At 70.2% G+C, this 13,180-nt stretch carries 11 protein-coding genes; 8 read left to right on the top strand and 3 right to left on the bottom strand.

Features of this window, described 5'->3' with window-relative positions; translation table 11 throughout:
- Window positions 1-261: 261 nt before the first annotated feature.
- From AB0F91_RS36850 to AB0F91_RS36835, 4 genes are all read left to right on the top strand, one after another.
- Window positions 262-2,106, top strand: coding sequence for an Hsp70 family protein (locus tag AB0F91_RS36850; RefSeq protein ID WP_360605303.1), 1,845 nt, complete (start codon window positions 262-264; stop codon window positions 2,104-2,106).
- Between the two features lie 75 nt (window positions 2,107-2,181).
- Window positions 2,182-2,376: a DUF3046 domain-containing protein gene (locus AB0F91_RS36845; RefSeq protein WP_360605301.1), complete on the top strand. Its 195-nt coding sequence runs from the start codon at window positions 2,182-2,184 to the stop codon at window positions 2,374-2,376.
- Window positions 2,377-2,620: 244 nt separating this feature from the next.
- Window positions 2,621-3,670, top strand: a complete 1,050-nt coding sequence (recA, locus tag AB0F91_RS36840; protein ID WP_360605299.1) for a recombinase RecA — start codon at window positions 2,621-2,623, stop codon at window positions 3,668-3,670.
- A gap of 308 nt (window positions 3,671-3,978) precedes the next feature.
- Window positions 3,979-4,506 carry a regulatory protein RecX gene (locus AB0F91_RS36835; protein ID WP_360605317.1) on the top strand — a complete coding sequence of 176 codons (528 nt, stop codon included), beginning with the start codon at window positions 3,979-3,981 and terminating at the stop codon, window positions 4,504-4,506.
- Between the two features lie 151 nt (window positions 4,507-4,657).
- Here the strand turns inward: AB0F91_RS36835 and eda are convergent, their stop codons facing one another.
- The 3 genes from eda to AB0F91_RS36820 all read right to left on the bottom strand — a co-directional run bounded on the left by eda (window position 4,658) and on the right by AB0F91_RS36820 (window position 8,624).
- A complete protein-coding gene (eda, locus tag AB0F91_RS36830) occupies window positions 4,658-5,284 on the bottom strand; it encodes a bifunctional 4-hydroxy-2-oxoglutarate aldolase/2-dehydro-3-deoxy-phosphogluconate aldolase (RefSeq protein WP_360605297.1) in 627 nt (208 codons plus the stop codon).
- On the bottom strand, window positions 5,281-7,206 hold the full coding sequence (gene edd / locus AB0F91_RS36825; protein WP_360605295.1) for a phosphogluconate dehydratase: 1,926 nt from the start codon (window positions 7,204-7,206) through the stop codon (window positions 5,281-5,283). The genes eda and edd overlap by 4 nt, the downstream gene beginning before the upstream one ends.
- A 191-nt stretch (window positions 7,207-7,397) precedes the next feature.
- On the bottom strand, window positions 7,398-8,624 hold the full coding sequence (locus AB0F91_RS36820) for a cytochrome P450 (RefSeq protein ID WP_360605294.1): 1,227 nt from the start codon (window positions 8,622-8,624) through the stop codon (window positions 7,398-7,400).
- Window positions 8,625-8,990: 366 nt separating this feature from the next.
- Between AB0F91_RS36820 and AB0F91_RS36815 the strand changes: the two genes are divergently transcribed.
- From AB0F91_RS36815 to AB0F91_RS36800, 4 genes are all read left to right on the top strand, one after another.
- Window positions 8,991-9,278, top strand: a complete 288-nt coding sequence (locus AB0F91_RS36815) for a hypothetical protein (protein WP_326569655.1) — start codon at window positions 8,991-8,993, stop codon at window positions 9,276-9,278.
- A complete protein-coding gene (locus AB0F91_RS36810) occupies window positions 9,275-10,105 on the top strand; it encodes a hypothetical protein (RefSeq protein ID WP_360605291.1) in 831 nt (276 codons plus the stop codon). The genes AB0F91_RS36815 and AB0F91_RS36810 overlap by 4 nt, the downstream gene beginning before the upstream one ends.
- Window positions 10,106-10,169: 64 nt before the next feature.
- Window positions 10,170-12,089 carry a fumarate reductase/succinate dehydrogenase flavoprotein subunit gene (locus AB0F91_RS36805; protein WP_360605289.1) on the top strand — a complete coding sequence of 640 codons (1,920 nt, stop codon included), beginning with the start codon at window positions 10,170-10,172 and terminating at the stop codon, window positions 12,087-12,089.
- Entirely contained in the window at window positions 12,086-12,832 is a 747-nt protein-coding gene (locus AB0F91_RS36800) for a succinate dehydrogenase/fumarate reductase iron-sulfur subunit (protein ID WP_360605287.1), read from the top strand. Before AB0F91_RS36805 ends, AB0F91_RS36800 begins: the two co-directional genes overlap by 4 nt.
- Window positions 12,833-13,180: the final 348 nt, after the last annotated feature.

Raw genomic sequence — 13,180 nt, 5'->3', positions numbered from 1 at the left:
CGAGATCGCCGTTGAGCCGGCTTCCGGATGGGGCGGTCGGATCGGCCGGGGCCGATCGCACCGCCCCATCCGGAAGCCGGCGCGATCTCGCGGGTGGGTTGGGTGGTGAGGGTGGTGATGGTGGGTTGGGTACGGGCGTGGGTTGCGTAGGGCGTGGGTTGGGGCAGGGGGCCGGCGCGACCAGTTCCGTGGGTCCGCCCGCGCGGTGGCGCTTCGCGTGGGAGCATCACGCTGGCGCAGCTACGGCAAGGGGGACTGGAAGTGCGGATCCTGTCGGTGGACCTGGGGACGTCCAACACGGTCGCCGTGCTCTCCGCGTACGGCCGGCCGCCGCGGGTCGTCGAGGTGGACGGATCGGCCAACATGCCTTCGGCGATCTTCGCGGGCGAGGACGGCACGATCATGGTGGGCCGCGACGCCGAACGCCGCGCACGCCTGGATCCCACCCGTTTCGAGCCCAACCCGAAGCGCCGTATCGACGAGCAGACGCTGCTGCTGGGCACCGACGTCGTGCCCGTCACCGAAGCGCTCGCCGCGATCCTGCGCCGCGTGCTCGACGAGACCACGCGCCAGCTCGGCGGCGAGCAGCCCGACGAGGTCCGCCTCACGCACCCCGCGCAGTGGGGGCCGGTGCGCCGCAACGTCCTGCTGTCCTCCGCACGGCTCGCGGGCATCGGTGCGAGCGTGGTCCTGGTGCCCGAACCCGTCGCCGCGGCCGCGCACTTCGCGTCGTTCCCGGGCAAGGGGCTCGCCCCCGGGCAGGCGCTCGCGGTGTACGACCTGGGGGCGGGCACCTTCGACGTCGCTGTGGTCGGCGCGACGCAGAACGGCTACGTCGTGCTCGCCGAGGACGGCCTGCCCGACCTCGGCGGCCTCGACGTCGACCAAGCGCTGATGGTGCACGTCGGGCGCGAGGTGTCGCACTCGGATCCCCAGCGCTGGCAACGTCTCCTGCGGCCGGAGTCCACCGCGGACCGGCGCACGCGGCGGGCGTTGCAGGAGGACGTGAAGGCGGCCAAGGAGGCGCTGTCGCGGCACCCGCAGACTGAGGTGCCGATGCCGGAGCCGTTCAAGGACGTGCTGGTCACGCGCGGCGAGCTCGAAGGACTGGTGCGCCCGGCGATGTTGCGCAGCGTGGAGCTGCTCGCGCGCACGCTGCGGACGGCCGGGCTGACGCCGGACCGTCTCGCCGGCATCTACCTGGTCGGTGGCTCGAGCCGGCTGCCGCTGGTCGGCTCGATGATCGCGGAGAAGCTCGGTGTCGTGCCGGCGAGCCTCGACCAGCCGGAGACGGCCGTGGCGCTGGGCGCGCAGCACGTGGCGCGCGACGGGCTGTCGATGCGGACGCAGAACGTGGAAGGCCAGGTCGCGGCGGGTGTGCCCGCGTATGCGCCCGGTGGGTATCCGCCGCCCCCGCAGCAGCCTCCGGCCGGGTACGCGCAGCCGTCGTTCCCGGCGGGGCCGGCGCCGTCGAACTTCCCGACGTACTCGCCGGCCTCCGCCACCGCTGCCGCCGCGCCGGCGAAGAAGAGCCGTACGAAGCTGTGGATCGGCGTCGCGGTGGCGGTGGTCGTGGTCCTCGCGGCGGGGCTCACGGTGTTCCTGACGTCGTCTTCTTCGGTGCAGACCTACACCGCGGACCAGTGCCGCACCCCCGGGCCGGCCGACGCCGAGGGTCTCACCGGGTGCCTGCGCCAGCTGGCGGGGAAGATCGCCGACACCGGCGGCTGCCGCCCGGGCATGGGCAACGGCCCCGCCGCGCCCGCGCAGAGCCTCGGCGCCACCTCGACGTGCGCGGCGCCCGGCCGCGCCGGCTCGCAGGTGACGTACGTGCAGGGCACGTCGGCCGCCGTGCTGAAGCAGTACACGGACGGGCTGCTCGCCTCTGCCGGCGGAGACCGCGTCGAGGCGGCGTGGAAGGGCAACGGGCTGGAGGGCCACTGCTCGTCGGCGGCGGGGCAGAACGCGGCGGTGCTGGTGTTCACGGTGTCCGACCGGCCGCTCGTCGGGTTCATCTACCAGGTCAATTCCGCAGGTCAGGGCGCCGCGCCGACCCCGGGGCCGCTGGCGGACTACTTCGAGCAGAGCGTGCAGCCCGGCGAGTGAGAGGGTTTTGTTCGCTGCCGCGGCGCGAACGGGCCGTTCGCGCCGCAGGGGAGGCCGCGAGCTAGCATTCGGCCGATGCGTATCACGGTGTTCCGGCGGCTCATGGCGGACGAGTTCGGCCCCGGGCGGGCCGAGGTCCTGGCCCAGGACCACGTGCTGAGCGGGCTCGGCGGGAGGACCGTCGACCAGGCTCTGGCGGCGGGGATCCCGGCGAAGCAGATCTGGCGTGAAGTGTGCGAAGCCTTCGACATCCCGCCGGAACGGCGCTGACCTGCGGTTCACTGGTTCGTCCCGGGGAAGGGAGCTCGGAAGGGCGGAAAATCCTAGCGGACGGCGTGTCGCCGCAACCCTCGAACACCTGTTCGTCTACAGTGTTGTGCACACCGGGGGCCGGCGATCCACAGATCGGTCGCCGTGCCGGGAATTGTCGGTCCCTCCCCGTAGCGTCGGACCGGACAGAGCTTGATCTGGACAACCGAACAAGCCACACAGGCCAACCAGCGAGGTGGACCCCATGCCAGCAGCACCCGACAAGGACAAGGCGCTCGAGCTTGCCCTTGCGCAGATCGACAAGCAGTACGGCAAGGGCTCGGTGATGCGCCTCGGCGAAGAGGGCCGCACGCCCATCGCCGTGATCCCCACCGGCGCGATCGCCCTCGACGTCGCGCTCGGCATCGGGGGGCTGCCCCGCGGCCGCGTCATCGAGGTGTACGGCCCGGAGTCCTCCGGTAAGACCACGGTCGCCCTGCACGCGGTGGCCAACGCGCAGAAGAACGGCGGCATCGCGGCGTTCATCGACGCGGAGCACGCGCTGGACCCGGAGTACGCCAAGAAGCTCGGCGTGGACACCGACGCGCTACTGGTCTCCCAGCCGGACACCGGTGAGCAGGCGCTGGAGATCGCGGACATGCTGATCCGCTCCGGCGCGCTCGACATCCTGGTCATCGACTCCGTGGCCGCGCTCGTGCCGCGCGCGGAGATCGAGGGCGAGATGGGTGACTCGCACGTCGGCCTCCAAGCCCGCCTGATGAGCCAGGCGCTGCGCAAGATGACCGGTGCGATGAACAACTCCGGCACCACCGCGATCTTCATCAACCAGCTGCGCGAGAAGATCGGCGTCATGTTCGGCTCCCCGGAGACCACGACCGGTGGTAAGGCGCTGAAGTTCTACGCCTCGATCCGCCTCGACGTGCGCCGCATCGAGACGCTCAAGGACGGTGGCGAGCCGGTCGGCAACCGCACCCGCGTCAAGGTCGTGAAGAACAAGATGGCCCCGCCTTTCAAGCAGGCCGAGTTCGACATCCTCTACGGCCACGGTGTCTCCCGCGAGGGCTCGCTCATCGACATGGGCGTCGACCAGGGCATCCTGCGCAAGTCCGGCGCCTGGTACACCTACGAGGGCGACCAGCTCGGCCAGGGCAAGGAGAACGCGCGGAAGTTCCTGCGCGACAACCCGGACATCGCCAACGAGATCGAGAAGCGCATCAAGGAGAAGCTGGGCATCGGCCCGCAGATCGACGCCGAGGTCGCCGAAGCTGCGGTTCCGGCTCCCGTCGACTTCTGAGCGGGCAGGGGACGGGCGGAGTGTGCTCGCGAAGAACGCTCGCCGATCCCTTTCCCTGGTGTCCGGTGGGGGCCGGACCCCCCACCCGCCAGGGGGCAAGCCCCCTGGACCCCCGGCGGGGTTGCGTTGGTGAGCTGACCTTGCCCGGTGAGATGGCCGGGTAAGGAAGCAGCGTGGTGTGCTTGCGCCGTGTTCACCGGTGCAGGTGAGCCTGTCCGTGGGGTGTGGTGGCGCGGCGTCGGGCGGAGAGGGCCCGGCCCGGCGGAAGTGCATGAGGGAGGAAGGGCGTAGTGGCGAGGGCGCCGAAGGTGGAGCCGGCGGAGCTGCCGCCGGAAGAGCGGGCCAAAAAAGCCAAGGAGATCTGCTTCGATCTCCTGGCAGCGCGCGCGCGAACCGTCGACGAGCTGCGGCAGACGTTGCGGCGCAAGGGTTTCGACGACGACACGATCGAAACCCTGCTCGGCAAGCTCGACCGCGCCGGACTCGTCAACGACGCCGAGTTCGCCGAGATGTGGGTCAAGGCCCGGCACGCCGGCCAGGGACTGTCCCGTACGGCGCTCGTCGCCGAGCTGCGCCGCAAGGGCGTCGAAGACGAGATCGCCACGCAGGCCGCCGGCGAGGTCGACCGCGAGGCGGAGGAACAGCGGGCCCGCGAGCTCGTCCGCAAACGCCTGGGCTCCCTCGGCAACGTCGACGAGCAGACGGCCATCCGCCGCCTCCTCGGCTTCCTCGGCCGCAAGGGTTACCCGCAGGGCCTCGCCTACACCGTCATCCGCGACGAGCTCCGCGAGTTCGGCGCCGAATCCAGCCTGCTGGACGACGCCACCATCGACTGATCCGGCCTGGAACTACCCGTTCCGACGAGCGCGGCCCTGCCGTTCCCACCCCGCGGCGGGAACGGCAGAGCGAGACTCAGCCTTGCAGTACTCAGCCGCCCAAATACTCAGCTGCCAAATACTCAGCCGCCAAAACTCAGCGGCGCAGTCCTCAGCCGCGCAGCGCCGCGGCTTGCGCGGCCAGCTTCTCGACCGTCCCGAAGTCTTTGGCCGCCAACAGCTTCGCCGGCGTCAGCCACGAGCCGCCGATGCAGCCGACGTTCGGCAGTGCCAGGTACGAAGGCGCCGAGTCCACGGTGATCCCACCGGTCGGGCAGAACCGCAAGTCCGGCAACGGACCCGTCAGCGACTTCAGGTAAGCCACGCCGCCGCTGGCCTCCGCCGGGAAGAACTTCAGCGCGGTCAGGCCACGCTCCGCCAGCTGCATCGCCTCGGACACCGTCGCGGCGCCGGGCAGGAACGGCAGGCCCGTGGCGAAGCAGGCGTCGAGCACGGGGTCGGTGCAACCGGGCGTCACCAGGAACTTCGCGCCCGCGTCGGCGGCCTGCGCGGCCTGCGCCGGTGACGTCACGGTGCCCGCGCCCACGACGATGTCCGGCACCTCCGCGGCCACCCGCTCGATCGCCGCGAGCGCAACGGGCGTGCGCAGGGTCAGCTCGATCACCCCGATCCCGCCAGCGAGCAACGCGCGCGCGGTGGGCACGGCGTCGTCGACGTCGTCGATCACGACCACGGGCATCACGGGCGACAGGGCGAGCAGGTCCGAACCGGTGGTCACTGACCGACCTCCTGGGTTTCCAAGGTGTGCAACGGCAGTCCGAGTGTGCCTCGCCCGCCGGGCGCTTCGCGGAGCAGGTCCAGCTCGGCCGTCAGCGGGCCGAAGACGCTCGCGCCCTGATCGGCGGGACCCACCGCGCGGCGCAGCGCGCCGAACAGCTCCCGTCCGGTGCCTTCGACGAACGCCGGCGGTGCGTCCAGAAGATCACGGCGCGCGAACTCGTCCGCCTCCACCAGCGCGTCGAGTGTGCCGGAGCGGGCGTCGAAGCGCACGACGTCACCGTCGGCGATGCGCGCGATCGGCCCGCCCACCGCGGCCTCCGGCGTGACCTGGATGGCCGCCGGGATCTTGCCCGACGCGCCCGACATACGTCCGTCGGTGAGCAGCGCGACCTGGAAACCGCGGTCCATCAGCACGCCCAGCGCCGGGGTGAGGCCGTGCAGCTCCGGCATGCCGTTGGCCTGTGGTCCCTGCTGCCGCAGCACCACCACGACGTCGCGGTCCAGCTCGCCGGACTCGAACGCGACCGCGAACGCCTCCTGCGACGTGAACACCCGCGCCGGCGCCTGCACCACGCGGTGCTCCGGCGCCACCGCCGACACCTTCGTCACGGCCCGGCCCAGGTTGCCGGCGACCATGCGCAGCCCGCCGTCCGGCGCGAACGGCCGCGACACTGGGCGCAGCACGTCCTCGTCGAGGCTGCGCGTGGGCACGTCGCGCCACACCAGCTCGCCGTCGGACAGGATCGGCTCCTGCGTGTAGCGCCGCAGCCCGAACCCGGCGACGGTGTGAACGTCCTCGTGCAGGAACCCGGCGTCGAGCAGTGTGCCGACCAGGAACTGGATGCCGCCGGCGGCGTGGAAGTGGTTGATGTCCGCGCTGCCGTTGGGATACACGCGCGCCAGCAGCGGCACGACGGCCGAGAGGTCCGAGAAGTCGTCCCACGTCAGCTGGATGCCCGCCGCCGCGGCGATCGCGACGAGGTGCATCGTGTGGTTGGTCGAACCACCCGTGGCGAGCAGCGCGACGATGCCGTTGACGAATGCTTTTTCGTCCAGCACCAGGGAAACCGGCGTGTAGGACTCGCCGCGCGACAGCTCGACCACGCGCCGGCCGGCTTCCTCGGTGAGTGCCCGGCGCAGCGGCGTACCGGGCGGCACGAAGCTCGCGCCCGGCAGGTGCAGGCCCATCACCTCGACGACCATCTGGTTCGAGTTGGCCGTGCCGTAGAAGGTGCACGTGCCGGCCGAATGGTACGACGCCGCCTCCGCGTCGAGCAGGTCCTCGCGCGTCGCGAGCCCCTCGGCGTACAGCTGGCGCACGCGGGCTTTTTCCTTGTTGGGCAAGCCGGAGTTCATCGGCCCGGCCGGCACCAGGATCGCCGGCAGGTGCCCGAACGACAGCGCGCCGATCAGCAGCCCGGGTACGATCTTGTCGCACACGCCCAGGAGCAGCGACGCGTCGAACAGGTCGTGGGACAGCGCGATCGCCGTCGCCATCGCGATCACCTCGCGGCTGAACAGCGACAGCTCCATGCCCGGCCGCCCCTGCGTCACCCCGTCGCACATGGCGGGCACGCCGCCCGCGAACTGCGCCACGCCGCCCGCCGCGCGCACCGACTTCTTCAGCCACGCGGGGTACTCCTGCATCGGCTGGTGCGCCGACAGCAGATCGTTGTAGGACGACACGATCGCGACACCCGGCGCCCGCAGCTCGCGCAGCGCCGCCTTGTCCACGCCGTCCATGGCGGCGAACCCGTGCGCGAGGTTGCTGCACGCGAGACCGCGGCGCACCGGGCCTTCTTCGTGGGCCGCGGCGCTGCGCGCGAGGTGGGCGGCGCGCGTTCGCGCGCTGCGTTCGACGATGCGGGCGGTGACCTCGGCGACGACGGGATGCACCGTCGTGTCGGGTGTGCTGCTCATGTCCGGCTCCCGGCTCACTCTGTGGTGGGGTCCTGCGTGGTGGGGTCCGCGGGACGGCAGCACTGGCGTCTCAGGAACGTGACGGCCACCACGGTAGCGGGTGTCGGCGGGGTTATCAAAATCGATTCAGTAAATCGTGGAAAACAGCGTGCCGCACCGGTGTCCCGGGCACGGCACGCCCGTTTCCGGGTTCACGCGGTCGTGGTCGTCCAGGTGACGGGCAGCTCGTGGACGCCGTAGATGTTCATGTCCGTCCGGAGTTTGACCTGGTCGGCGGGAATGGCGAGCCGCAGCGTCGGGAAGCGCCGCAGCAGCGCCACGAACCCGGCGCGCATCTCCATGCGGGCCAGCTGCTGGCCGAGGCACTGGTGCACGCCGTGGCCGAACGCCAGCTGGCCGCGCGAGTTGCGGCGCAGGTCCAGCGTGTCGGGGTTCTCGAAGCGCCGCGGGTCGCGGTTGGCGGCCAGCGTCGAGACGACGACGGTCGAGCCGGCCGGGATCGTCTCGCCGCCGAGCTCGAGGTCTTCCGTGGCGTAGCGGAAGTTGATGTCGACCACCGACAGGTACCGCATGAGCTCCTCGACGGCCCCCGGCAGCAGCTCCGGGTCGGCGCCCAGCTCGGCCAGCTGCTCGGGGTGCTCCAGCAGCGCGAACGTGCCGAGCGCCAGCATGTTGGCGGTGGTCTCGTGGCCGGCGAGCAGCAGCAGAAACGCGATGCCGGTCAGCTCCTCGATACTGAGATCGTCCTGCCGGGCCAGGTCGGACAGGATGTCCTCACCGGGCTCGGCGCGCTTCTCCGCCACCAGAGTGCCGAGGTACGTGGTGAGCGCGCCGTAGGCCGCCATCTTTTCCTCGAGCTCCTGCTCCTTGACCAGGAACTTGGCCGAGTTGGCCTGGAAATCGGCCCGGTCCTCGTACGGCACACCCAGCAGCTCGCAGATCACCAGCGACGGCACCGGCAGCGCGAACTCCTTGACGAGGTCGACCGTCGGCGTCAGCCGTGCCATCGAATCCAGCTGCCGCTCCACGACTTCGGTGATGTGGTCCTCCAGCTGCTTCATCCGCTTGACGGTGAACGCGCCCGTCAGCTTGCGCCGCAGCCGTGGATGCTCCGGCGGATCCATCGCGATGAACAACCCGGGCACCTGCGGCGACGGCTCCGTGGCGACCGGAATGCCGGGCGTCTCGTAGGGCACGTGCATGACCCCCAGGTCCTGCCGCGAGCTGAACCTCGTGTCCGCCAGCAGCTGCCGCACCTCGTCGTAACCGGTGACCAGCCAGCCCTCGTGCCCGTCCGGGAACAGCATCGGACTGACCGGCCGCGCCTCCCGCAACCGCGTGATCTCCCGCGGCGGATCGAACGGCCCCGCGTCGCGCTCCATCGGCAACCCCTGCGGGACGGACACCGTCTGGCTCATGGGACTTCCTCTCGTGGTGGTCGTGGGGACCACTCTGGCGAGCCCGGCTGACACGGCTCTGATACCGCTCTGACACCGGCTTGGTGCTTCGAATCCGGCGCCGACGTCGTCGAGGACGGGCAGCGGGTCACCGGCGGCGAACGAGAGCGTGTCCCGACTGAAACTCGGCCTCACCATCGGTCTGACCAGCGTCCCCACGGCCTCAGCGCCAAGACGTGCCCCGAGAGGGGTCGACTCCCAAGGTCAAGAGGCAATACGCTAGCGAATGTGCTACTTGTCACATAGCACAACGCGAGGCAGAGTCGTACGTGGCGAAAGTGATCGCCACCCGGTTCCTGTCAGCCCCACCGAACAGGGAGGCTCCCGATGTCCACCACAGAGCTCGCCGAACTGCGGCGCACCATCGGCCAGTTGCGGCAGTGCGTGGGCGCCCTGCGCTCTCGGTACGGCGACGCGTCGGCGGTGCGCCGGCTGGCCAACGATGTCGAGCGCCTCGACATCGACACCGCGGAGCTGGACGGCCACCCGCAGGCCGTGCCGGCGCAGGCGAAACCCGTGGATCGCGTGCCCGTCCCGGACACACCGTACGATCCGGCGCTCTGGCAAGGCGCCGACGACGAGGGTGTTGGCGGCTACAAGCGCGACCAGCGGTGAGCGCCCCCGCTGACAACGACGTCAGCCGGGCCGGCACCGGCGTCAGCTCCCCGGGGCGGGCGCTGGTGGCCGACCGGACGTTGCGCACCGACCGCTGGTGGCTGCAGCCCCTGCTCACCGTGCTGGGGCTGGCGACCTTCATCGTCTACGCGACGGTCCGGGCGTTCGTGCGCACCGCCTACTGGGTGCCCGACTACCACTACCTGACGCCGTTCTACTCGCCGTGCGTGTCCACCTCCTGCGTCGAAGGCTCGAGCCACTTCGGGCACTGGTTCGGCGACTTCCCGAGCTGGATCCCGCTCGGTGCGCTGGTCCTGCCGTTCCTGCTCGGCTTCCGCCTGACCTGCTACTACTACCGCAAGGCGTACTACCGCTCGGTTTGGTTCTCGCCGCCCGCGTGCGCCGTGGCCGAGCCGCACGGGAAGTACACCGGCGAGACGAAGCTGCCGCTGATCGTCCAGAACGTGCACCGCTACTTCTTCTACGTCGCGGTGATCGTGTCGCTGGTCAACACCTACGACGCCGTGGTCGCGTTCCAGAGCCCGAGCGGGTTCGGCTTCGGGCTGGGCAACATCATCATCGTCGCCAACGTGGTGCTGCTCTGGGCGTACACGGTCTCCTGTCACTCGTGTCGGCACGTCACCGGCGGCAGGCTGAAGCACTTCTCGAAACACCCCGTCCGGTACTGGGTCTGGACGCAGGTCTCGAAGCTCAACACCCGGCACATGGAACTCGCGTGGACGACGCTCGGCACGCTGGTGCTGACCGACCTCTACGTGATGCTCGTGTCGAGCGGAGCCATCGCGGATCTGCGTTTCGTCGGCTAGCGTCGGCACCCAGTCTCCGGCAGTAGTAAGACAACGGCGTCCAAGCTCCGAGGTGGCTCTATTCATGACCGAGGTCGAACGGCACAGCTACGACGTGGTGGTGATCGGTGCCGGCGGCGCCGGTCTGCGCGCGGTGATCGAGGCCCGCGAACGCGGTTTCAGCGTCGCCGTCGTGTGCAAGTCCTTGTTCGGCAAGGCCCACACCGTGATGGCCGAAGGCGGCTGCGCGGCGTCGATGGGCAACGCGAACCCGAACGACAACTGGCAGGTGCACTTCCGCGACACCATGCGCGGCGGCAAGTTCCTCAACAACTGGCGCATGGCCGAGCTGCACGCCAAGGAGGCCCCGGACCGCGTCTGGGAGCTGGAGACCTACGGCGCGCTGTTCGACCGCACGGCCGACGGGCGCATCAGCCAGCGCAACTTCGGCGGCCACACCTACCCGCGCCTCGCGCACGTCGGTGACCGCACGGGGCTCGAGCTGATCCGCACGATGCAGCAGAAGATCGTTTCGCTGCAGCAGGAGGATTTCGCGAAGTACGGCGACTACGAGGCCCGGATCAAGGTCTTCGCCGAGTGCACCGTCACGGAGCTGCTCCGGACCGACGGCAAGATCGCCGGCGCGTTCGGCTACTGGCGCGAGAGCGGGCGGTTCATCCTGTTCGACGCGCCGGCCGTGGTCCTCGCGACGGGTGGCATCGGCAAGTCGTTCAAGGTCACGTCGAACTCGTGGGAGTACACCGGCGACGGCCATGCGCTCGCCCTGCGCGCGGGCGCGAAGCTGATCAACATGGAGTTCGTGCAGTTCCACCCCACGGGGATGGTCTGGCCGCCGAGTGTGAAGGGCATCCTCGTCACCGAAGGCGTGCGCGGGGACGGCGGCGTGCTCAAGAACTCCGACGACAAGCGGTTCATGTTCGAGTACGTGCCCGACGTGTTCAAGGGCCAGTACGCGGACAGCGAGGACGAGGCCGACCGCTGGTACGCCGACGCCGACAACAACCGCCGCACGCCCGACCTGCTGCCACGCGACGAGGTGGCGCGCGCGATCAACTCCGAGGTTAAGGAGGGGCGCGGTTCCCCGCACGGCGGTGTCTACCTCGACATCGCGAGCCGCTTGCCCGCCGAGGAGATCCGGCGCCGGCTGCCGTCGATGTACCACCAGTTCAAGGAGCTGGCCGACGTCGACATCACCAAGGAGGCCATGGAGGTCGGGCCCACCTGCCATTACGTGATGGGCGGCATCGAGGTCGACCCGGACACGGGCGCGGCGAGCGTGCCCGGCCTGTTTGCGGCGGGGGAGTGCTCCGGCGGCATGCACGGCTCCAACCGGCTCGGCGGCAACTCGCTGTCCGACCTGCTGGTGTTCGGCCGCCGGGCGGGCCTCGGCGCCGCATCTTATGTGAACGGTCTCGGCGACTCGCGTCCGGCCGTGGCGGAGTCCGATGTGGACGCCGCCGCGAAGTTGGCCCTGGCGCCGTTCGACCCGCCGGCTCAGGGCGTGGCCGAAAACCCGTACACGCTGCACACCGAGCTGCAGCAGTCGATGAACGACCTCGTCGGCATCATCCGCAAGGCCGACGAGATCCGCCAGGCGCTGGAGAAGCTCGGCGAGATCCGGCAGCGCATGGCGCAGGTGACGGTGGAGGGTCACCGGCAGTTCAACCCCGGCTGGCACCTCGCCGTAGACCTGCGCAACATGCTGCTGGTGAGCGAGTGCGTCGCCCGCGCGGCACTGCTGCGTACCGAAAGCCGCGGCGGCCACACACGCGACGACTACCCCAGCATGGACGCCGACTGGCGGCACAAGCTGCTGGTGTGCTCGGCGAAGGCGGGGGACAATCCTGTGGTACCGGACGTCGACGTGGTGGAGAAGGAGCAGATCCCGATCCGGGAGGACCTGCTCGAGCTGTTCGAGCTCGACGAGCTCGGGAAGTACTTCACCGACGCCGAACTGGAGAACCACTCCGGGAGGAACACGTGAGCTACAAGGCCAGTTTCCGGGTGTGGCGCGGCGACGGGACCGGTGGCGAGCTGCAGGACTTCAAGGTGGAGGTGAACGAGGGCGAGGTGGTCCTCGACATCATCCACCGCTTGCAGGCCACGCAGGCCTCCGACCTCGCCGTGCGCTGGAACTGCAAGGCGGGCAAGTGCGGCTCCTGCTCGGCCGAGGTGAACGGCAAACCGCGCCTGATGTGCATGACGCGCATGTCGACGTTCCCCGAGGACGAGGTCATCACGGTCACGCCGATGCGCACGTTCCCCGTGATCCGCGACCTCGTGACGGACGTGTCCTTCAACTACACCAAGGCGCGCGAGATCCCCTCGTTCACGCCGCCCCCGGATCTGAAGCCGGGGGAGTACCGCATGCAGCAGGTGGACGTCGAGCGCTCGCAGGAGTTCCGTAAGTGCATCGAGTGCTTCCTGTGCCAGAACACCTGCCACGTGGTGCGCGACCACGAGGAGAACAAGGAGTCGTTCGCGGGGCCGCGGTATCTGATGCGCATCGCCGAGCTGGAAATGCACCCGCTGGATGTGGCCGACCGACGTGACGCGGCGCAGGAGGAGCACGGGCTCGGGTACTGCAACATCACGAAGTGCTGTAGTGAGGTCTGCCCGGAGGGCATCCACATCACGGACAATGCGTTGATCCCGATGAAGGAGCGGGTCGCCGACCGGAAGTACGACCCGATCGTGTGGCTGGGCAACAAGCTCTTCCGCAGGTGACGCGGGCGCGGCCGGCCGACGCCGTGGTCACCGCGCCGGCTGCTGCGTGCCCTTCGTCGGTCGCCCGCCTACCAGGCTCGCTCGCCGCCGGCACCACCGACGCGTTCAGCGACATCGACGTGGGGTGGGTCGTGTCCGACGGCCGCGTCCCCGCCGTGCGGCCGACGTCCGGGCGGTCCTGGACCGCGTGCGCCCGGTCGCCGCCGTGCGCACCTCGCCCGACTTCTTCCACTCACCACAGCGGCGGCTGCTGTTCGTCCGGTTCGCGGGGGTGCCGCCGTTCTGACGCCTGGACCTGCCGGTGCGGGAGGCCTCGGCGGTCCCCGGGCCCGGCCCCGGCGACCCCGC

Source organism: Amycolatopsis sp. NPDC023774 (assembly GCF_040639695.1).
GTDB lineage: Bacteria > Actinomycetota > Actinomycetes > Mycobacteriales > Pseudonocardiaceae > Amycolatopsis.
Note: the sequence above shows the minus strand (reverse complement) of the source record. Positions and strands in the feature narration are given on the sequence as shown.

What these genes read in the sequence shown, in the direction of transcription:
- AB0F91_RS36845 (WP_360605301.1), top strand. Translation starts at nt 2,182, where the DNA reads ATGCGTATCACGGTGTTCCGGCGGCTCATGGCGGACGAGTTCGGCCCC.
- recA (WP_360605299.1), top strand. Translation starts at nt 2,621, where the DNA reads ATGCCAGCAGCACCCGACAAGGACAAGGCGCTCGAGCTTGCCCTTGCG.
- edd (WP_360605295.1), bottom strand. Translation starts at nt 7,206, where the DNA reads ATGAGCAGCACACCCGACACGACGGTGCATCCCGTCGTCGCCGAGGTC.
- AB0F91_RS36820 (WP_360605294.1), bottom strand. Translation starts at nt 8,624, where the DNA reads ATGAGCCAGACGGTGTCCGTCCCGCAGGGGTTGCCGATGGAGCGCGAC.
- AB0F91_RS36815 (WP_326569655.1), top strand. Translation starts at nt 8,991, where the DNA reads ATGTCCACCACAGAGCTCGCCGAACTGCGGCGCACCATCGGCCAGTTG.
- AB0F91_RS36805 (WP_360605289.1), top strand. Translation starts at nt 10,170, where the DNA reads ATGACCGAGGTCGAACGGCACAGCTACGACGTGGTGGTGATCGGTGCC.